Genomic DNA, 19,141 nt, shown 5'->3' on the forward strand with positions numbered 1-19,141 from the left:
TTGCGGGAGTACGACGAATCAGATGTCCGGGTGCGCTCGGGCAAGGGTTCGCGTCCCCGCACCAAGAACCGGCCGACGCACGCCGACGCCCGCGAGGCCATGGTCGTCACCGTCGACCGCGGCCGCTGGGGCTGCGCGCTGGACGGCAATCCCGACCACATCGTCACCGCGATGCGGGCCCGTGAACTGGGCCGCACCCCGATCGTGGTCGGCGACTCGGTGGGCATCGTCGGCGACCTGTCGGGCAAGCCCGACACCCTGGCCCGCATCGTGCGCCGCGACGAACGCCGAACCGTGTTGCGCCGCACCGCCGATGACACCGACCCCACCGAACGGGTGGTGGTCGCCAACGCCGACCAGTTGTTGATGGTCGTCGCCCTGGCCGATCCGCCGCCGCGCGCCGGGCTGGTGCAGCGTGCCCTGATCGCCGCGTACGTCGGTGGGCTGCGGCCGATCCTGTGCCTGACGAAGAACGATCTGGCGCCGGCCGAGCCGTTCGCCGCCGAGTTCGCCGGCCTGGACCTGACGATCATCACCGCCGGCCGCGACGATCCGCTCGACGCCGTCGCGCCCCTGCTCGAGGGCAAGGTCACCGTGCTGCTCGGCCATTCCGGTGTCGGCAAGTCGACGCTGGTGAATCGCCTTGTGCCCGAGGCAGACCGGGCCACCGGTGAGGTGTCGGGCGTCGGGAAGGGCAAGCACACGTCGACACAGTCGGTGGCGCTGCCGCTCGACGACGGCTGGGTCGTCGACACCCCGGGCATCCGGTCCTTCGGCCTCGCGCACATCCAGCCCGACGACGTGCTGATGGCGTTCTCGGACCTCGCCGAGGCCATCGAGGACTGCCCCCGCGGCTGCGGGCACATGGGGCCACCGGCCGACCCGGAATGCGCGCTCGACACGCTCACCGGCCCGGCCGTCGACCGCGTCGAAGCGGCTCGTCGCCTCCTCGCGGTGCTGAACGAGCCGGCGTACTAGCGGGCCACCAGCATCGTCGCGCGGTAGTCCGTCAACGCAATGGTGCCCGGCGTCTCGGGATACGGGTCCAGCGAGCGCAATTCGACGATGTACCCGCCGACCGTATCGGTCAGGTGGGTCTGCCCCGGTGCGGGATTGGTGTCGAACTCCAGTGTGGTCGGCTGCTGACCGTCGGGGGTGACGACGACAGCGATCCGGGCCGCGCCCGTCCATACGCATGACACCCGCTTCGGGCAGCGCGAATCATCAAGCACCCGATCGAATTTCAGCCGCAGCCCGGCGCCGTCGACCATCGCGTCCTGCCCGCCGGCGAGGACGAACTCGTGGCCCAGTTGCGCCGTGGCGGTGTCGGGTCGCGCCTGTCCCGGTGTGCAGGCGACGGCGAGTGCCACCCCCGGCACGACCAGAGAACGCGAAAACCCCCAAAACCTGGTGGTTTTGGGGGTTTTCACGGGACTTGCTAGGCGGCGGCCACGCGCTTGGCCCGACGGCGGCGGCCACGCACGGTGGCGATCGCCGTCTTCAGACCGCGCTTGTTGCCGGTCGCCGGGTCGATGGCGCCGAAGCTCTCGTCGAGCTCGACGAACATCCGCTCGCTCCGGGTCTCCGGGGCGTCGTCGACCGTGTCGATCAGATACTTGTCCGGCACCGACAGCTTGGCGATGGTGCGCCACGTCTTGCCGTACTGCACCAGGAAGTTCCCGGTGGTGTAGGGCAGGTCGTACTTCTCGCACAGCGCCCGCACGCGGATCGAGATCTCGTGCAGCCGGTTGCTGGGCAGGTCCGGGTACAGGTGATGCTCGATCTGGTGGCTCAGGTTGCCGCTCATGAAGCGCAGCACCGGGCCCGAGTTGAAGTTGGCACTGCCCAGCATCTGGCGCAGGTACCACTCGCCCTTGGACTCGCCGACCATGTCGGTCTTGGTGAACTTCTCTGCGCCATCGGGGAAATGGCCGCAGAAGATCACCGCGTTGGCCCACACGTTGCGGATGACGTTGGCCAGGAAGTTGGCCTTCATCGTCGACTTGTACGTGGCACCCGGGGACAGGGACGTGAGTGCGGGGTACGCGACGTAGTCCTTGGTCAGCTGGTGCACGGCCTTGGTGCTGAACTCACGCACGCGGACCATGGTCGCCTTGCGGTCGTCGCGGCCCTTGAAGATCTTGCCGAGCTCCAGGTGCTGCAGACCGACGCCCCACTCGAACAGCAACGCCAGGACGGTGTTGAACCCGAGGTTGAAGAGGTGGTGCGGCTTCCACTTGATGTCACGCGTGACGCGCAGCAGGCCGTAGCCCACATCGTCGTCCATCCCGAGGATGTTCGTGTACTTGTGGTGCATGAAGTTGTGGGTGAACCGCCAGTGCTTGGAGACCCCGTTCATGTCCCACTCCCACGTCGAGGAGTGAATCTCGGGATCGTTCATCCAGTCCCACTGGCCGTGCATGACGTTGTGGCCGATCTCCATGTTCTCGATGATCTTGGCCACGCCCAGGGTGCTTGCCCCGGCCCACCAGTACGCCCGCTTCGAGCTGCGCAACAGCAGCAGACGGCCGGCTACTTCGAGAGCACGTTGTGCCGCGATGGTGCGGCGGATGTACCGGGCGTCGCGGACGCCGCGGGATTCTTCGATGTCTTGCCGGATCGCGTCCAGCTCGACGCCCAGAGCCTCGATATCGGCTTCGGTCAGGTGCGCGAACTCAGGTACGTCAGTGACTGCCATATCGACCTCCTTCCAGTTACCTACGCTAGCGTAACCTACTCAACCGTAGGTTGCTAGACAGCAAATTCTATATTTCCCAGATCTGCGGTTTTGTTAAATATCCAGCACGCAGTCGCCGGCCGCAGCCGAAACGCACGTCTGCACCCGACTTCCGGGTTCCCGTTCCTCTCCGGTCCGCAGATCTCGCGCGTGCCCCTCCAGCAAACCCACCACGCAGGACTGACAGATACCCATCCGGCAGCCGAACGGCATCTGCACGCCGGCCTGTTCACCGGCCTCCATCAGCGATGTCGCCGCATCGGCGACGACGGTCTTTCCGCTGCGCTCGAACGTCACCGAACCACCGGTGCCCTCGACCGCAGCCCGCGACGCCGCGAAGCGCTCCAGGTGCAGCCGCACCCCGAGCCCCGCTGCCTCGTACTCGCGCTCGGCGTCGTGCAGCATGGCCTCCGGGCCGCACGCCCACGCTTCGCGCGTCCGCCAGTCGGCGACTTCCTCGTCCAGCTTGGTCAGGTCGAGGCGCCCCTCGGTACGGGTGGCCCGCACGCGCAACTGGTAGCTCGGGTGATCCTTGGCCAGCTTCGCCAGCTCATCGGCGAAGATGACGTCGGCCGCAGTCGGGGCAGAGTGCAGGTGGACGATGTCGGTGATCTGGTCCCGGCGCGCCAGGGTGCGCAGCATCGACATCACCGGGGTGATGCCCGAGCCGGCGGTCAGGAACAAGACCTTGCCCGGCGCGGGGTCCGGCATGACGAACTCGCCCTGCGGCGCGGCCAGTCGCACGATGGTGCCGGGCGCCACGCCACCGACCAGGTGGGTCGACAGGAAGCCCTCGGGCATGGCCTTCACCGTGATGGTGATGGTGTGGTCGCCGCGCGATTCCACCGGGCTCGACGTCAGCGAGTACGAACGCCACCGCCAGCGGCCGTCGACCAGCAGACCGATGCCGATGTACTGCCCCGGGTGGTAATCGAAGGAGAATCCCCAGCCCGGCTTGATCACCAGGGTTGCCGAATCCTCGGTCTCCCGGCGCACGTCGACGACCTTGCCGCGCAGCTCCCGTGCCGACCACAGCGGATTGACCAGCTTGAGGTAGTCGTCCGGCAACAGTGGTGTGGTGATGCGCCCGACGAGCGTGCGCAGCGCGTGCCAGCCCGGCCGCTCCTTGGCGCCGGCCACCGTGGGCCGCACCGTGTCGACCACATTGGCCGAGACCTTGATGCTGTTCTTGGCCACGTTCACTCCCGCTCGGTTGGTCGTCCTAACCTACGGTACCGTAACCTACGCTCAAGTAGCTACCCCTGCAGGCGAGGCGCAAGGGCTACAGCAGCTCCAACAAGAACGGTAACTCTTGAGCGGCGTACCACGCCAGATCATGATCCTGCGCATCTCCGACGGTGAGCTCGGCGTCCTCGTCGCCGAGGTCGGCAGCGTCCACGACGGCCACCGCAGCAAGCACCGCCGGCTCGGCCGCCGAGTTGTCGACGTACGCCGCGATCACGTCGGCCAGCTTGACCGGCCCGGCCAGACGCACCACGGCGTCGTCCAGATCGGGGCGCACCGTCACACCCTCGGCCTCGGCCACCAGCACCGCCCGCCGCGGCGGCAAGCCGGCGTCCTCGCCGACCCCTTCGCCGGCCAGTAGCCGCAGCGACGCCAGGGCCGCTTCCTGCAGTGCGATCTCGCCCAGCTCGTCCTCGTCGCCGTGCGCGTACGCCTCACGCAGGGTCGGCGTCACCGCGAACGCGGTACCGCTGCGGGCCGGCATCACCCCGTCTGCCACGAGTTGCGTGAGCATGGCCAGGGTCGCCGGAATGTAGACGCGCACCAGGGCACTCTAAGCGATCAGCGCGCCGTCTCCCGCAGCTCGTCGAGCGCTTCGCGCAGCAGGCTGGGAAACACGTCGACGTCGCTCATGGCCTCGCGGTCGGCGTTGATGCCGTAGTACAGGCTGCCGTTGTACGACGTGATGCCGAGCGCCAGCACCTGATTGTTCAGCAGCGGTGGCACCGCGTAGGTGTCCAGCAACTTGGTGCCCGCGACGTACATCTGCTTCTGCGCGCCCGGCACGTTGGTGATCAACAGGTTGAACTGCCGCGCCGGGAAACTCGTCGCGACCCGGGTGCCCATGGCGTGCAATGTCGGCGGCGCGAAGCCCGACAGCGTGACGATGGTGCGCGCGTCGACCGGGGTGGTCGTGGTGGCCTGCGTCTCGGTGGCGTGCGCGATCTGGGACAGCCGCACGAGCGCGTTGTTCTCGCCCACCGGCAGGTCGACCAGGAACGGCGTCACCTCGCTGATCGCCTGCCCCGGCCCGGCGGTCTCGAGGTGGTCGGTTTCGGGATAAACCGACATCGGCGCCATGGCCCGCACCGTCAGCCCCGTCGACACCGACTGACCGCGGGACATCAGCCAGTTCCGCAGCGCGCCGGTCACCACCGCCAGCACCACGTCGTTGACGTCGCAGTCGAAGCGCGTCCGCAGCTGGCGGTACTCCTCCAGCTCGTGCTTGGCGACGGTGAACCGCCGGTTGCGGGACACGGTGGCGTTCAGCGGGCTGCTCGGGGCGGTACCCCGTACCAGCGTGCGCGCCATGTCGATGACCCGCCGGCCGGCCTCGACGAACTGTTCGGTGCTCGAGATCATGTCCGCCGCCGCCGACTGCACGGCGGCCAACTGCGCCGTCGGACGCGTGATCCACTCCCCGATGGCGCCCAGCAGCAGCGAGGCATCGCTGGGCTCGCGGCCCGGGATCCAGATGTCCTCGCCGAACTCGGGGGGCTTCTGGGTCCGGTCCGCGATGACGTGCCCGATCTCCAGCGCCGTCATGCCGTTGACGAGCGCCTGGTGGGTCTTGGTGTAGATCGCCAGGCGATTGTCGGAGAGCCCTTCGACGAGGCACATCTCCCACAGCGGCCGGGTCTTGTCCAGCGGCCGCGAGCCCAGCCGGGCCACCAGATCGTGGAGCTGGGCATCACTGCCCGGAGACGGCAGCGCCGAGCGCCGGATGTGATAGGTGATGTCGAAGTCGCGGTCGTCGACCCAGACCGGCCGGGCCAGGCCCAGCGTGACCTCGCGGACCTTCTGCCGGTAGCGCGGAATCTGCGGGAGCCGGGCCTCGACGGTCGCCAGCAGTGTCTCGTAGCTCAGGCCGGCCCGCGGTCGCCGCAAGATGGACAGCGTCCCGACGTACATGGGTGTCGATGAGTCTTCCAGCCCGTAGAACGACGCGTCCGACGCCGACAACCGGGTCACCATGCAGCCGCTCCCCCTTCACCTCCTGAACGACCCCGTCACGGTATCCCCGGGACCGGTCCCCCGCAGCACCGGATCGGCGAATTGGCGTCGAGCACCTGGTGAAACCGGTGCGATGATTTAGCGGTCTGCGACTCTCCAGCAGATGCGCCTCATGCACCGGACCGACCGCTGGAGAGATTTCATGACCGCATCGACCCGCATCGACGTCGACCTGACGGTGCCGATCGTCGACTACGAGCCCGCGCCGATCGAGACGGGCACGCCGGTCCGTGTCCCCAACCGGCTCCAGGTGGTGGCCGATCCCGAACCGGATTGCGCCACCGGATCCGCTGTCGGGTCGCCGCTCGAGGTCGCGCCGCCCAGCGCCGCACTGATGTTCGCCGACGCCGCACTGCGCCGGGTCCTGGAGGTCAGCGACCGCCGGCGGCCGATGGCGCAAGTGCGCCCGCTGGTCACCGCCACGCTGTTCGACGCCATGTCGTCATGGCCCCGCCGCACCAGGACCGACGGCACCGCCGCGCTGCGCCGGGTGCGGCTACGCACCGCCCGCGAACAGGACGGGTCACCCACGGCCGTCGAGGTGTTCGCCACCTTCAGCCGCGGGCCACGACTGCATGCCGCCGCCGGACGCATCGAAATACTCGGCGGGCGTTGGCAATTCGTGGCCCTGCAGCTGGGTTGAGCGGGTCAGCGCCGCTTCTGCTTGCGCGCGGCCTCACGACGTTCCCGGCGTGAGCCCGGGCCCGCTGCGTGCCGGCCGCCCTCGCGACGAACCTCCGCGGACCCGTCCTCGGCCGGGCCGCTGTAGGTCATGGCCGGGGCCTTGTCCTCAATTCCCTTGGCGCGCAACGCGGCCGGCGCGGCCTGCTCTTGGGCAGCGTTCTGCTCGGCCTCCGCGGCGAACTGCGCGAGCCCCTGCGGCGCGGCGACCGGAGCCACCTGCGGCGCCTGCTGAGCCTCGACCTGCACGTTGAACAGGAAGCCGACCGACTCCTCCTTCAACCCTTCGAGCATGCCCGTGAACATGTCGAAGCCCTCGCGCTGGTACTCGACCAGGGGGTCGCGCTGCGCCATGGCCCGCAGGCCGATGCCCTCCTTGAGGTAGTCCATCTCATAGAGGTGCTCGCGCCACTTGCGGTCGATGACGTTCAGCAGGACGCTGCGCTCCAGCTGCCGCATGGCACCGGGCCCGGCGATGGCCTCCAGGTCGGCTTCGCGCTTGGCGTAAGCCTTTTCGGCGTCGGCGATCAGCGCGTCGCGCAGCTCTTCCTGGGTCAGCTCGCCCGGCTCGCCGACAGCATCGGAGTCGATCAGGTTGTGGTAGTCCAGACCCACCGGGTACAGCGTCTTGAGCGCGTCCCACAACTTGGCCAGATCCCAGTCCTCGGCATAGCCCTCGGCGGTGGCGCCGTCGACGTAGGCGGTGATGACGTCGACCAGCATCTTGTGGGCCGTGTCCTGCACGTCCTCACCCTCGAGAATCGCCCGGCGCTCGCGGTAGATGACCTTGCGCTGCTGGTTCATCACCTCGTCGTACTTGAGGACGTTCTTGCGGACCTCGAAGTTCTGCTGCTCGACCTGGGTCTGCGCGCTCTTGATCGCGCGGGTCACCATCTTGGCCTCGATCGGCACGTCGTCCGGCAGGTTCAGGCGGGTCAGCAGCGCCTCGAGGGTGGCGCCGTTGAAGCGGCGCATCAGCTCGTCGGACAGCGACAGGAAGAACCGGGACTCGCCCGGGTCACCCTGACGGCCGGAGCGACCGCGCAGCTGGTTGTCGATACGACGGGACTCGTGGCGCTCGGTGCCCAGCACGTACAGGCCACCGACCTCGCGAACCTTCTTGGCCTCTTCCTCGACCAACTCCTTGACCTTGGGCAGCTCCTCGTGCCAGGCCGCCTCGTACTCGTCGGGCGTCTCGACGGGGTCCAGGCCACGCTTGCGCAGCCGCGCGTCGGCGATGAAGTCGACGTTGCCGCCCAACACGATGTCGGTACCGCGACCGGCCATGTTGGTGGCGACCGTGACGGCCTTCAGCCGGCCGGCCTCAGCGATGATGTTGGCTTCCTGCTCGTGGTACTTGGCGTTGAGCACGTTGTGCGGGATGCGGCGCTTGGTGAACTGCTTGGAGAGGTACTCCGACCGCTCCACGCTGGTGGTACCGATCAGAACCGGCTGGCCCTTCTCGTAGCGCTCCTGCACATCGTCGACGACGGCGATGTACTTGGCCTCTTCGGTCTTGTAGATCAGGTCGGACTGGTCCTGACGGATCATGGGCCGATTGGTGGGGATCTGCACCACGCCCAGCTTGTAGATCTCGTGCAGCTCAGCGGCCTCGGTCTCGGCGGTACCGGTCATACCGGACAACTTGTCGTAGAGGCGGAAGTAGTTCTGCAGCGTGATGGTGGCCAGGGTCTGGTTCTCGGCCTTGATCTCGACGTGCTCCTTGGCCTCGATGGCCTGGTGCATGCCCTCGTTGTAGCGGCGGCCGACCAGCACGCGGCCGGTGAACTCGTCGACGATGACGACCTCGCCGTCGCGGACGATGTAGTCCTTGTCGCGCTGGAACAGTTCCTTGGCCTTGATGGCGTTGTTCAGGTAGCTGACCAGCGGTGAGTTGGCGGCCTCGTAGAGGTTGTCGATGCCCAGCTGGTTCTCGACGAACTCCACGCCGGCCTCGTGCACACCGATGGTGCGCTTGCGGATGTCGACCTCGTAGTGGACGTCCTTCTCCATGAGCGGCGCGATGCGCGCGAACTCGGTGTACCAGTTCGAGGCGCCGTCGGCGGGGCCGGAGATGATCAGCGGGGTACGGGCCTCGTCGATGAGGATCGAGTCGACCTCGTCGACGATGGCGAAGTTGTGGCCGCGCTGGACCATGTCGTCGACCGAGTGCGCCATGTTGTCGCGCAGGTAGTCGAAGCCGAACTCGTTGTTCGTGCCGTAGGTGATGTCGGCGTTGTACGCGGCGCGACGCTCCTCCGGCGTCAGCTGCGACAGGATCACCCCGACCTCCAGGCCGAGGAAGCGGTGCACGCGGCCCATCCACTCGCTGTCGCGCTTGGCCAGGTAGTCGTTGACGGTGACGACGTGCACACCCTTGCCGGAGAGCGCGTTGAGGTAGGCCGGGAGCACACAGGTCAGGGTCTTGCCCTCACCGGTCTTCATCTCGGCGACGTTGCCGTAGTGCAGCGCCGCGCCGCCCATCACCTGGACGTCGAAGTGGCGCTGGTCCAGCACGCGCCAGGCCGCCTCGCGGGCGACGGCGAAGGCCTCGGGCAGCAGGTCGTCGAGCGACTCGCCACCGGCGATGCGCTTCTTGAACTCTTCGGTCTTGGCGCGCAGCTCGTCGTCCGACAGCTTCTCGACGTCATCGGACAAGGTGTTGACATAGTCGGCGACCTTTTGCAGGCGCTTGACCATGCGGCCTTCACCGATGCGGAGCAACTTCGACAGCACGCTTTTCCCCTGTGGGTCTGGAACGGATATACGTCGGCGGGTTAGACGTGACCATCGTAGGTGACCGGCGGAATCGGCAGATAAGAGTGCGCCCCCGGCGGTTCGGCCGGGGGCGCATCAGCGGGACCTCAGGACAGACGGATCAATCCGTAGTCATAGGCATGTCTGCGGTAGACCACCGTCGGCCGGTCGCTCTCCTTGTCATGGAACAGGAAGAAGTCGTGTCCGACCAGCTCCATCTCGTAGAGCGCATCATCGACCGTCATCGGGTTGGCCGGGTGTTCCTTGACGCGGACCACCTGACCGGGCACATGGTCGTCGACCTCGGCGGCTGCGGTCTGGTTCGGCACCTCCGGCAGATCCTCGGGCGGGACGATGGACGTCGCCTCGGCCAGGCCCACCGGCGTCTTGTCGCCGTAGTGGATCTTGCGGCGGTCCTTGCTGCGCCTGAGCCGGTTCTCGAGTTTGCCGACGGCCGATTCGAGGGCCGCGTAGAAGCTGTCGGCGCAGCCTTCGCCGCGAACGACCGGCCCGCGGCCGCGTGCCGTGATCTCGACATGCTGGCAGTTCTTGCGCTGGCGCCGGTTCTTCTCGTGGTCGAGTTCGACATCGAACAGGTAGATGGTGCGATCGAAGCGCTCCAATCGAGCGAGCTTCTCGGAAACGTAGATGCGGAAGTGTTCGGGGACCTCGACGTTGCGGCCCTTGACGACGACGTCGGCGTGCGGTTCGGGCGCAGGCTCGGTGTCGTCGGCAAACATGGTCGAGCGGGCAGAATCCACGGATTGGGTTGTCATGCTTAGCAACTCGCTTCTCTCTCGCAGTGCACGTGTGGCTCTTCTTGCACACGGTCTGAACTACGCGCCGAGCGGGTCTGCAAGTCGCCGCAGCCCGGCGCAAGGTGTTGAGTACTCACCTCCTACCGCTGTTAGCGATTTGGCACCGAGTGAATATGTCGGTACCGCCGTGAGGCTTCACGGGTGGTTGCAGCCGACGGTAGTCCGAGTTCACCTAGTCGTGCCACCGATTTCGCATACCGGTTTTGAGAACTTCATATCGAGTTGATGTACGTACTCCTCCGGCCGTGTCATGCCGCCTGGAGGGTCACGCGTGTGCTATTGCGAGCACCGCCGCCACCTGCGCTCCGGATGTTTGCAGGACCCGAACGGCCTCAGCTGCCGTCGCACCCGTCGTCACCACATCGTCGAACACGACGGCCTCCCCGCGCACCGGTGTGCGCAGTCGGACGCGGCCGCGGATGTTGCGCTGGCGCTGCGCGCTGGAGAGGCCCACCGAGTCGCGCGCGAAGGCCCGCATGGCCAATGCCGGCTGGACCGTCATTCCCGGTAGACCCGCGGCCGCGGTGCGGGCGATCTTCGCGACGGGGTCGCCGCCGCGGCGCCGGGCGGCCAGACTCCGGGTGGGCGCGGGCACCACCGTCAGCGGCGGCACGATCAGGCCCCAGGCGATCAGCGTCCGCAGCGCCGCGGCGACGGCGTCGGCGAGCGGTGCGACGAGATCGGTGCGGCCATGTTCTTTGAGCCCGACGACGGCGCGCCTTCTGGCCCCGGCGTAGCGCCCGAGCGCGAACACCGGGATGCCGGGGTCCTCCCGCGGCGAGACGACGTGCGGCTCGTCGGGGCGGACGGTCAGTTCCGCCGCGCAGGCGGGGCACCAGCGGGTCGACGGCGCACCGCAGCCACCGCATTCGACGGGCAGGACGAGGTCGAGCATGAGGCCAGCATGGCGCGGGGGTACGACAGATTGATTCAGCCAGGAAGCACGGGCAGTGCGCCCGCGACCATCAGCGGCCGGACATCGGTCCACATGAGGTTGTTGTCCGCTGCCGAACCCGACAGCTGGAGCACGCCACGTTGGTCGGCGAGGTACACCGTCGAGGTGTTCGCGGCCACGGTCGACACCGGGACGACCAGGTTCCTGGTGGGCCCGTCGGAGTTGACGCCGTCGAGGTTGACGTACGACACGGGGTGCGCGCCGTCGGTGCGGGTCACGACGATGTCGTCGCCGGTGCGCCAGGACAGCGACAGCGCCGTGTTGCCCAGGCCGAAACCGAGCCGGCGTGGATAGGTGAGCGCGAGCTGGCCGCCCTCGCGCTGCTCGACGCTGGCCAGGATCACCTGGCCGTTGATCACCATCGCGGCGCGGGTGGCGTCCCGCGACAACTGCAGCGCGCTGATCGGGCCGGGGAATTTGGTGGCCACCGCCGACGAGTCGACAGGAATGCGGGCGGGTTGGCCTGACGCCGCCTCCTGGATCGCGCGCACGACGTTGGCGCCATCGACGACGATCCAGATCGCGTCGTCGAGCGACCAGCTGGGACGCGACAGCGTATGCGCGTCGAGCGCCTGTGCGGCGTCGCCGTTGACCGGACCCACCCACAGCGACTGCGCCATGTCCGGGGCGCCGGGCCGCAGCGTCACCACCGAGGCGACCTCCTGCCCGCTACGCGACAACGCCGCCGAGGTCTGGCCCGGCAGTTGGCCGAACGCCCCGGCGACCCGCGGCGCGTTGTCACCTTCCAGCGACACCAGCGATCCCCCGGCCAGAGCATGCAGGCCGGCCGCGGCGCCGGGGTCGGCACCCGGATCGGTGGCCGCGACGTCGGAGGTGTTCCAGCCTTCGGCGAAGCGGTCGTCGAGGGCGGCGCCGTCGGCGTTGATCACGTACGGGCCGTTGACCCCGGCCCGGAACAGCGTCCAGATGATCTGCGCCGCAAGCAGTTGCCGGCTGTGCGGGTCGGTGGTCGACAGGCTCTCGAGGTCGATGCGGGCGCCGCCGTAGCCGCGTCCGACACCGGTCTTGCCGCCGTCGGCCCGCGTCACCGGACCCCGCAACCGCAGCGGTGCGGCCATCAGATTCCGTACGCTGCTTGCCATCTCGGGCCGCGGTCCGGACAGCAGCTTGGTGACGAGTTCGGTGGCGAGCTGGTCCGGGTCGGACACCGCGACGTAGCGCGGGTCGGGCACGACGGTCTTGCCGGTCGGGTCGACGAAGTACAGCGTGTCGCGTTTGTAGGTGGACTGGAACTGTTGCCAATCCAGGAATACCCCGTTGGGCAGCTTGTCGATGCGCCAGCCCCGCGGCGTCTTCACCAGATCGATGGGGCCCGGGTCGGGCAGCGCGCCCTCCCCCGTCTCGAACACCCCGACGTCCGACAGCGAGCCCAGGATGTCGGCGTGCATGGTCACCGAAACCTTGTCCGTGCCACGGGTTTCCACGAACACAACGCGGTCGATCAGCAGGGCGCTACCGGCGTCGTCCCACGACCGGGATGCCGATTCGGTGAGGAACTGGCGCGCCGCCAGGTGCCGGTTCGCGGGATCGGCGGTGGCTTTGAGGAATTCGCGCAGCAGCAGGTCCGGGTCCATGCCGGGCGACGGCGTCGGCAGGTTGCGCGGCGCCGGCCGGTCGACGGTGCCCACGGCCTGTGGTGCCGACGAACTGGGTACGCCGGCGCACCCCGTCAGGACCAGCATCAGCACCGCGCAGAGCGCCAGTGCCCCTTTCACGATGCGTCCCCCGCGGGCAGTTCCCCGGACGAGAGAGCCGTAACCGATTTGGGCCCAGTGGGTTTGAGGGGCAGCGGGCTGGTGGTCACCTTGTGACCGCGCACCAGCGGCAGCGTGAGCCGGAAGCAGGCGCCGTGGCCGGGTTCGCCCCAGGCCTCCAGCCGACCCTGGTGCAGGCGGGCATCCTCGATGCTGATGGCCAGGCCGAGGCCGGTGCCGCCGGAGCGCCGCACCCGCGAGGGGTCAGAGCGCCAGAACCGGCTGAACACCATCTTCTCCTCGCCCGGTCGCAGACCCACGCCGAAATCGCGGACCGTCACTGCCACGGTATCCACATCGGCGGCCATCTTGATCTGAACGGGCTTCTTCTCCGCATGGTCGATCGCGTTGGCGATGAGGTTGCGCAGGATCCGCTCGACGCGGCGCGGATCCACCTCGGCGATGACGGCCTCGTCCGGAAGATGCACGGCGAGTTTGATGTTTGCGTCGTCGGCCAGGTGGCCGACGTTGTCGAGTGCGCTCTGCACGGTGTCGCGCAGGTCGACCGATTCCACCGACAGCTCGGCCACACCGGCGTCGTGCCGGGAGATTTCGAGCAGGTCGGCCAGCAGTGTCTCGAAGCGGTCGAGTTCGTTGACCATCAACTCCGTCGAGCGCCGCAGCGCCGGGTCGAGTTCCTCGCTGTGGTCGTAGATGAGGTCCGCGGCCATGCGGACCGTCGTCAGCGGCGTCCGCAGCTCGTGGCTGACGTCAGAGGTGAAGCGGCGCTGCAGGTTTCCGAACTCTTCGAGCTGGGTGATCTGCTTGTGCAGGCTCTCGGCCATGTCGTTGAACGACACCGCCAGGCGCGCCATGTCGTCCTCACCGCGTACCGGCATGCGCTCGGTGAGGTGTCCCTCGGCGAACCGCTCGGCGATGCGCGACGCCGACCGCACCGGCAGCACGATCTGCCGGGCCACCAGCAGCGCGATAGCCGCGAGCAGACCCAGCAGCACGATGCCACCGGTGGCCATGGTGCCGCGCACCAGCGCGATGGTGCTCTCTTCGTTGCTCAGCGGAAAGATCAGGTACAGCTCGAGGTTGGTGACCTGCGACGACGTCGGGCTGCCGACGATCAGCGCGGGACCGGAGAAGCCATCGGTGTGGACGGTCGCGTACTGGTAGCTGACCTGGCCCGCTTTGACGAAGTCGCGCAACGAGTTCGGAATCTCGCCCACCGGCCCGGCCGACGTGGCCGCGCGCGGACCGTCACCCGGTACCACCAGCACCGCGTCGAACGCACCGGCCAGCCGCGAGCCCGAATCGACCTTGCGGTCGATGAGCGTGTTGCGCGCCAGCTGCAGGCTGCTGTTCAGCGAGCGCGTCTCCTCGCCGCCGACGATGCCGCTCACCGTCGTGCGGGCGTGCTCGACCTCTTCGGTGCCGGCACGGACCTTGGCTTCGAGGATGCGGTCGGTGATCTGGCTGGTCAGCACGAAACCCAGCACCAGGATGACGGCAAGGGACAACCCCAGCGTCAGGGACACCACACGCAGTTGTAGCGAGCGGCGCCAGGCATAGCCGACCACCCGGCCGACAGCACCCAGCCCGCGCACGAAAGCGCCCGAGCCGAAACCGCCACGGATACGCCGTCGGGATCCCCAGATCACCGGCGCCCTACGGTCTCAGGCTCGGGCTTGACGAGCCGTCCGATCACGGCGGTCCGGCCTTGTATCCCACTCCTCGAACGGTGAGCACCACCTGCGGGTTCTCCGGGTCCTTCTCGACCTTGGCCCGCAGCCGCTGCACGTGGACGTTCACCAGGCGGGTGTCTGCCGGGTGGCGGTAGCCCCACACCTGTTCGAGCAGCACGTCACGAGTGAAGACTTGGCGCGGCTTCCGGGCGAGGGCCACGAGCAGGTCGAACTCCAGCGGAGTCAGCGAAATCTGCTCACCCTGGCGGGTCACCTTGTGGGCCGGCACGTCGATGTCGACGTCGGCGATGGACAGCATCTCTGCCGGTTCGTCGTCGTTGCGGCGCAACCGCGCACGCACCCGCGCCACCAGCTCCTTCGGTTTGAAGGGCTTCATGACGTAGTCGTCGGCACCGGACTCCAGGCCCAGCACCACGTCGACCGTGTCGGTCTTGGCGGTCAGCATGACGATCGGCACGCCAGAGTCGGCGCGCAGCACACGGCACACGTCGATGCCGTTCATTCCGGGCAGCATGAGGTCCAACAGCACCAGATCCGGGCGCAGCTCGCGGACCGCGGTCAGCGCCTGGCTGCCGTCACCGATGACGGCGGTGTCGAAGCCTTCGCCCCGCAGCACGATGGTGAGCATCTCGGCCAGAGATGGGTCGTCGTCGACGACCAGAATGCGTTGCCTCATGGCGTCCATGGTGTCACCAGATCGCGATAAAGCTGTGATCTCCGATGGGTGTTTTGCCTCTTACCTGACAACTCGCTGGTAGACGAGGCGGCCAGATCACCCCAGCAGCGTTGTGGCCAGCTCCCCCGGGTCGACGTCCGGGGCGACCAAAGCCCAACGGCCGACCCAGTTTTCGGCCGCGAGCGCGGTGTACACCGCGGCCGTGCGGCCCTGCAGGCCACCGTCGCGCTCGTAGGCGTCGCGGGTTCGCGTCGCGTCCTGAGCTTCCCGGCGTGCCGCCCGCTCTGCGGCGAGATCGGTCGGCACATTGAGATAGAGCTGCCAGTCCGGCACCGGCAGCGCCAACCGCTCGAACTCCAACTCCCGCACCCAGGCGACGACGTCCCCGCCCGCCCCCTGATGCAGCCGGGCCGCGCTGTAGGCGGCGTTGGACGCAACGTAGCGGTCGAGGATCACAACATCGTGCGCGTCGTTCAATGCGGCGATCTCGGCCTTGGCGCCCGCGCGGTCGAGCGCGAACAGCATCGCCATGGCGTACACCGAATCGGCGAGGTCGCCGTGCCGGCCATGGAGCGCCTCGGCGGCGATATCCGCCTCGACCGAGCGGCCGTAGCGCGGGAACGCCACGGTGGTCACCGACTTCCCGCGGGCCTCGAACTGCGCCCGCAGACCCTGGGTCAGCGTGTTCTTCCCCGCACCATCGACGCCTTCGATTGCGATCAGCACGTGGCGAGACTAATTGCTGGATTCGATATATCTCATGCGCGACGTCACAGAAACATCGCAGAAATCGCGCGGTGACGCCCGATCAGTACTTTCGCGCGATGGCGACCACCATGCAACCGCCCAAAAGCGAGATGATCCGGCTCGCGAACAAGCCTCCTTGGTACACGTCGCTTTTCGTGCAGCTGCTCGTCGCGATCGTCGCCGGCATCCTCGTCGGCTGGCTGCAGCCCAAGGTCGGCGCCGACCTCAAGCCGCTCGCCGACGGCTTCATCAAGCTGATCAAGATGCTGATCGCGCCGATCATCTTCTGCACCGTCGTGCTGGGCATTGCGCACGTCGGCGACCTCAAGTCCGTCGGCCGGATCGGCGTGAAAGCGTTGATCTACTTCGAGGCGGTGACCACCTTCGCGCTGCTCTTCGGGCTGGTCGTCGGCAACATCGTCAAACCCGGGGCCGGTTTCCACGTCGACGCCGCCACGCTGGCGTCCGGGGCCGACGCGATCGCGAAGAAGACCCAGAACAAAGAGCTGCCGCACACCGTCGATTTTCTGCTGAACATCATCCCCGAGTCGGTGTTCAAGGCGTTCACTGAGAACAACCTGCTCCAGGTCCTGTTCTTCGCCGTCCTCTTCGGGCTGGCGTTGGCAAAGTTCGGCGAGAAGGGCCCGCCCGTCATCCTCGAGATCGTCGACCATCTGAGCCACGTGTTCTTCACGGTCATCGGCTGGGTGATGCGACTGGCGCCCATCGGCGCCTTCGGGGCGATGGCCTACATCATCGGCCAGTACGGCATCGGCTCCCTGAGCAGTTTCGCCAAACTGATCGGCGCTTGCTACCTCGCCGCCGTCTTGTTCATCGTGGTGCTCGCGGTCGTTGCGAAGGTCTTCGCGGGAGTGAACCTGTGGAAGTTCGTCGTGTACATCAAGGACGAGCTGTTCCTTGCGCTCGGCACCGCTTCCACCGAGGTTGTGCTGCCGCGCATCATGGCCAAGCTGACCAATGCCGGATGTTCACGCACCACAACGGGTCTGGTGGTGCCGACGGGCTACTCGTTCAATCTCGACGGAGCGACCCTCTACCTCTCGATCTGTGTGCTGTTCCTGGCCCAGGCATTGGGCGTGAACCTGAGCCTGGGTGAGCAGATCACCGCGGTGCTGGTACTGATGCTGACGTCCAAGGGCATGGCCGGCGTTCCCGGGTCCTCATTCCTCGCGCTGTCAGCGACCGTCGCCGCCATCGGCCACGGCGCCATCCCGGTCGCCGCGGTGGCCCTGCTCCTGGGCGCCGACCGCATCATGGACTCGATGCGCGTCTCGGTGAACTTGCTGGGCAACTGTGTCGCGACGTTCGTGGTGGCCAATTGGGAGGGGCAGCTCGACAAAGACCGTCTGTGCAAGGTCCTCGACGGCCAAGACGTCCCACCACTCGACGAGCCTGACCCGATGGCGGATCCGGCTGGAGGTGGCGGGCGTACTGCATCCACGTCCAACTGATCGTGAGGCGCCAGGCTGGCGCCATCGGGGTGAAATAGCCCTCTATCCGTGAGCGACACGCGTGAATACCCTGAAAGTCATGCCTTTTCAGGGGTATTACGCCGCACTCAGAGTGGCGGTGGGATGTCTTGTTGCTCTGCTGATTCGGCCGCCGCGGTTTCTGCGGCTTCGCGTTCTTGGCGTTCTTTACGCTGGCGGGCGAAGGCTTCTTGTGCGGCTTCGCGCTCGTCGATGTCGGCTTGGTTGAGGGCGCGTTCGTAGGCGATCTGCTGGGCCTGGTTCTGGGCGCGGGTGCGGCGCCGGATGGGCATCATCACATCCCGGCCAGGAGCCGGTGGGGCGTCCAGATCGGTGTCCTCTGGCGGTGGGTTCGGCAGCGGGGTGTCGGTGACCGTGCGAGGAAACAGGATTCGACTTTCCGGCACGCTGATGTAGGTGTGGCCGGTGGGTGCGGTCCACACAATCGTCCCGTCAGGCTGTTGACGGTCACTCCAGCCATCCGGCCCGCCGTAGAACGTTTTGAGCAGGTGGTGTTTGCGGCACTTCGGGCTCAGGTTGCCCGGATGCGTCGGCCCGACCGGCCACGCAATCGTATGGTCCACATCGCAGGCGGTGGCAGGCTGATCACAGCCCGGGAACATGCACGTCATGGCCCGCACCCGGACGAATTCATCCATCGCCGCCGTGGGCCGGTACCGCGGCACCTCATCCAGATCCGCGGCCGAGGCGACGGTGCGGACCTTCGCACCGCGGGCCACCAGATCGGCGAGCACCGCCGGGGGCACCACGCCGCCGCCGAGGACATAACCGACCGGGGTGCATACCGGCGCCGGGGGCTTGGTGGAAGTCGGAGCGGAAGTCGGGACCGGCGGGTGCGCCGCATGAGCTTCAGGGGTGGACGCCGACTCAGCCGCCGGAGCAGGTGTATGCGCGGGTCTGCTGGCCGGCACTGGCGTGGACGTGCTGTCGCCGGCCCGTTCGTCCCCAGCAGGGGTCGAGGCATCGGCAGACCCCGAGTCGGCCGCCGACGCAGGCGCGGGCATCGGCGCCATGTCATCCGCCGGCGCGGGCTCAGGCTCAGGCTCGGGTGTGAAGACCGGCTCAGGCGCGGGATCCGGTTGTGGTGCGGGATGCGGTTCTCGCGCCGGAGTCGGGGTCTGAGGCGCGGCCGGATCCCCGTGCAACAGCGGATCCGCCACCGGCACCGGCAGCTGATCGGTGAGCACATGAATCACCACCGCCGCCGCCCGCGCATCCGGCCCAGCCGCCGGGCAATCGGGATTGCCGCACTGGCACGCGAGCCGATCCCCACGGGCCGCCAACACCCCGAGCGCGTCAGCACGCCGCTGCCCGAACGTCCGCGGATCGTCCTCACACACCTGCCGGGCCATCTCGTCCAGCACCCGATCCAGCAACTCGGCATCGGTGGCCAACAGCGCACCCCAGATCGACGCCACCCCGGTCTCATCATCGGGCTTACCCACCCCGACCCCACGCCGGCGCGCGGCCGAGCGCACCTTCAAAACAGCGGCCGGGTCGAACTTCTGCACCCAACCGTCGATCTTGCGTTCAATCTTCTTGCGCGACAACCCCGCCCACTCCGACAGCGC

Annotated in this window: 16 protein-coding genes; 3 read left to right on the forward strand and 13 right to left on the reverse strand. The window is 67.7% G+C overall.

Translation table 11 applies throughout. The features are described from left to right. Complete coding sequence (gene rsgA / locus ACJH6J_RS04380; RefSeq protein WP_318984107.1) at window positions 1-978, forward strand: ribosome small subunit-dependent GTPase A; 978 nt, start codon at window positions 1-3, stop codon at window positions 976-978. On the opposite strand, the gene ACJH6J_RS04385 is transcribed toward rsgA, so the two are convergent. The 5 genes from ACJH6J_RS04385 to ACJH6J_RS04405 all read right to left on the reverse strand — a co-directional run bounded on the left by ACJH6J_RS04385 (window position 975) and on the right by ACJH6J_RS04405 (window position 5,956). After that, window positions 975-1,379, reverse strand: coding sequence for a hypothetical protein (locus ACJH6J_RS04385; RefSeq protein WP_318984106.1), 405 nt, complete (start codon window positions 1,377-1,379; stop codon window positions 975-977). The two genes, rsgA and ACJH6J_RS04385, sit on opposite strands and share 4 nt — an antisense overlap. A gap of 59 nt (window positions 1,380-1,438) precedes the next feature. After that, window positions 1,439-2,698 (reverse strand): fatty acid desaturase, encoded by a 1,260-nt coding sequence (locus ACJH6J_RS04390; protein WP_318984105.1) that lies wholly within the window; start codon window positions 2,696-2,698, stop codon window positions 1,439-1,441. Between the two features lie 93 nt (window positions 2,699-2,791). Further along, the gene (locus ACJH6J_RS04395; protein WP_318984104.1) at window positions 2,792-3,934 is read right to left on the reverse strand and encodes a ferredoxin reductase; all 1,143 of its coding nucleotides are present in this window, start codon (window positions 3,932-3,934) and stop codon (window positions 2,792-2,794) included. A gap of 85 nt (window positions 3,935-4,019) precedes the next feature. Beyond that, entirely contained in the window at window positions 4,020-4,529 is a 510-nt protein-coding gene (locus ACJH6J_RS04400; RefSeq protein WP_318984296.1) for a DUF6912 family protein, read from the reverse strand. Between the two features lie 14 nt (window positions 4,530-4,543). After that, window positions 4,544-5,956, reverse strand: a complete 1,413-nt coding sequence (locus tag ACJH6J_RS04405) for a wax ester/triacylglycerol synthase family O-acyltransferase (protein ID WP_318984103.1) — start codon at window positions 5,954-5,956, stop codon at window positions 4,544-4,546. Between the two features lie 181 nt (window positions 5,957-6,137). Between ACJH6J_RS04405 and ACJH6J_RS04410 the strand changes: the two genes are divergently transcribed. Beyond that, window positions 6,138-6,638, forward strand: coding sequence for an Rv3235 family protein (locus tag ACJH6J_RS04410; protein ID WP_318984102.1), 501 nt, complete (start codon window positions 6,138-6,140; stop codon window positions 6,636-6,638). Window positions 6,639-6,643: 5 nt separating this feature from the next. Here the strand turns inward: ACJH6J_RS04410 and secA are convergent, their stop codons facing one another. The 7 genes from secA to ACJH6J_RS04445 all read right to left on the reverse strand — a co-directional run bounded on the left by secA (window position 6,644) and on the right by ACJH6J_RS04445 (window position 16,038). Beyond that, the gene (secA, locus tag ACJH6J_RS04415) at window positions 6,644-9,412 is read right to left on the reverse strand and encodes a preprotein translocase subunit SecA (RefSeq protein WP_318984101.1); all 2,769 of its coding nucleotides are present in this window, start codon (window positions 9,410-9,412) and stop codon (window positions 6,644-6,646) included. A 128-nt stretch (window positions 9,413-9,540) separates the two neighbouring features. Continuing rightward, window positions 9,541-10,173, reverse strand: a complete 633-nt coding sequence (hpf, locus tag ACJH6J_RS04420) for a ribosome hibernation-promoting factor, HPF/YfiA family (protein WP_406774253.1) — start codon at window positions 10,171-10,173, stop codon at window positions 9,541-9,543. Window positions 10,174-10,516: 343 nt separating this feature from the next. After that, a complete protein-coding gene (locus tag ACJH6J_RS04425; protein ID WP_406801412.1) occupies window positions 10,517-11,146 on the reverse strand; it encodes a ComF family protein in 630 nt (209 codons plus the stop codon). 35 nt (window positions 11,147-11,181) lie between these two features. Next, window positions 11,182-12,930, reverse strand: coding sequence for an MtrAB system accessory lipoprotein LpqB (gene lpqB, locus ACJH6J_RS04430; RefSeq protein ID WP_346414821.1), 1,749 nt, complete (start codon window positions 12,928-12,930; stop codon window positions 11,182-11,184). Window positions 12,931-12,938: 8 nt separating this feature from the next. Further along, window positions 12,939-14,591 carry an MtrAB system histidine kinase MtrB gene (mtrB, locus tag ACJH6J_RS04435; protein ID WP_029105562.1) on the reverse strand — a complete coding sequence of 551 codons (1,653 nt, stop codon included), beginning with the start codon at window positions 14,589-14,591 and terminating at the stop codon, window positions 12,939-12,941. 43 nt (window positions 14,592-14,634) lie between these two features. Then, window positions 14,635-15,321 carry a two-component system response regulator MtrA gene (gene mtrA / locus ACJH6J_RS04440; protein ID WP_020102929.1) on the reverse strand — a complete coding sequence of 229 codons (687 nt, stop codon included), beginning with the start codon at window positions 15,319-15,321 and terminating at the stop codon, window positions 14,635-14,637. Window positions 15,322-15,408: 87 nt separating this feature from the next. After that, window positions 15,409-16,038, reverse strand: a complete 630-nt coding sequence (locus ACJH6J_RS04445; RefSeq protein WP_406801411.1) for a dTMP kinase — start codon at window positions 16,036-16,038, stop codon at window positions 15,409-15,411. 98 nt (window positions 16,039-16,136) lie between these two features. Here ACJH6J_RS04445 and dctA point away from each other — a divergent pair, with 98 nt between their 5' ends. After that, window positions 16,137-17,531, forward strand: coding sequence for a C4-dicarboxylate transporter DctA (dctA, locus tag ACJH6J_RS04450; protein WP_406801410.1), 1,395 nt, complete (start codon window positions 16,137-16,139; stop codon window positions 17,529-17,531). Window positions 17,532-17,638: 107 nt separating this feature from the next. Here dctA and ACJH6J_RS04455 read toward each other — a convergent pair. Next, on the reverse strand, window positions 17,639-19,141 hold a 1,503-nt coding region (locus ACJH6J_RS04455; RefSeq protein ID WP_406803558.1), incomplete at its 5' end, for a DUF222 domain-containing protein.

Origin of the sequence: Mycobacterium sp. SMC-18 (assembly GCF_045310895.1) — a bacterium.
Taxonomy (GTDB): Bacteria; Actinomycetota; Actinomycetes; order Mycobacteriales; family Mycobacteriaceae; genus Mycobacterium.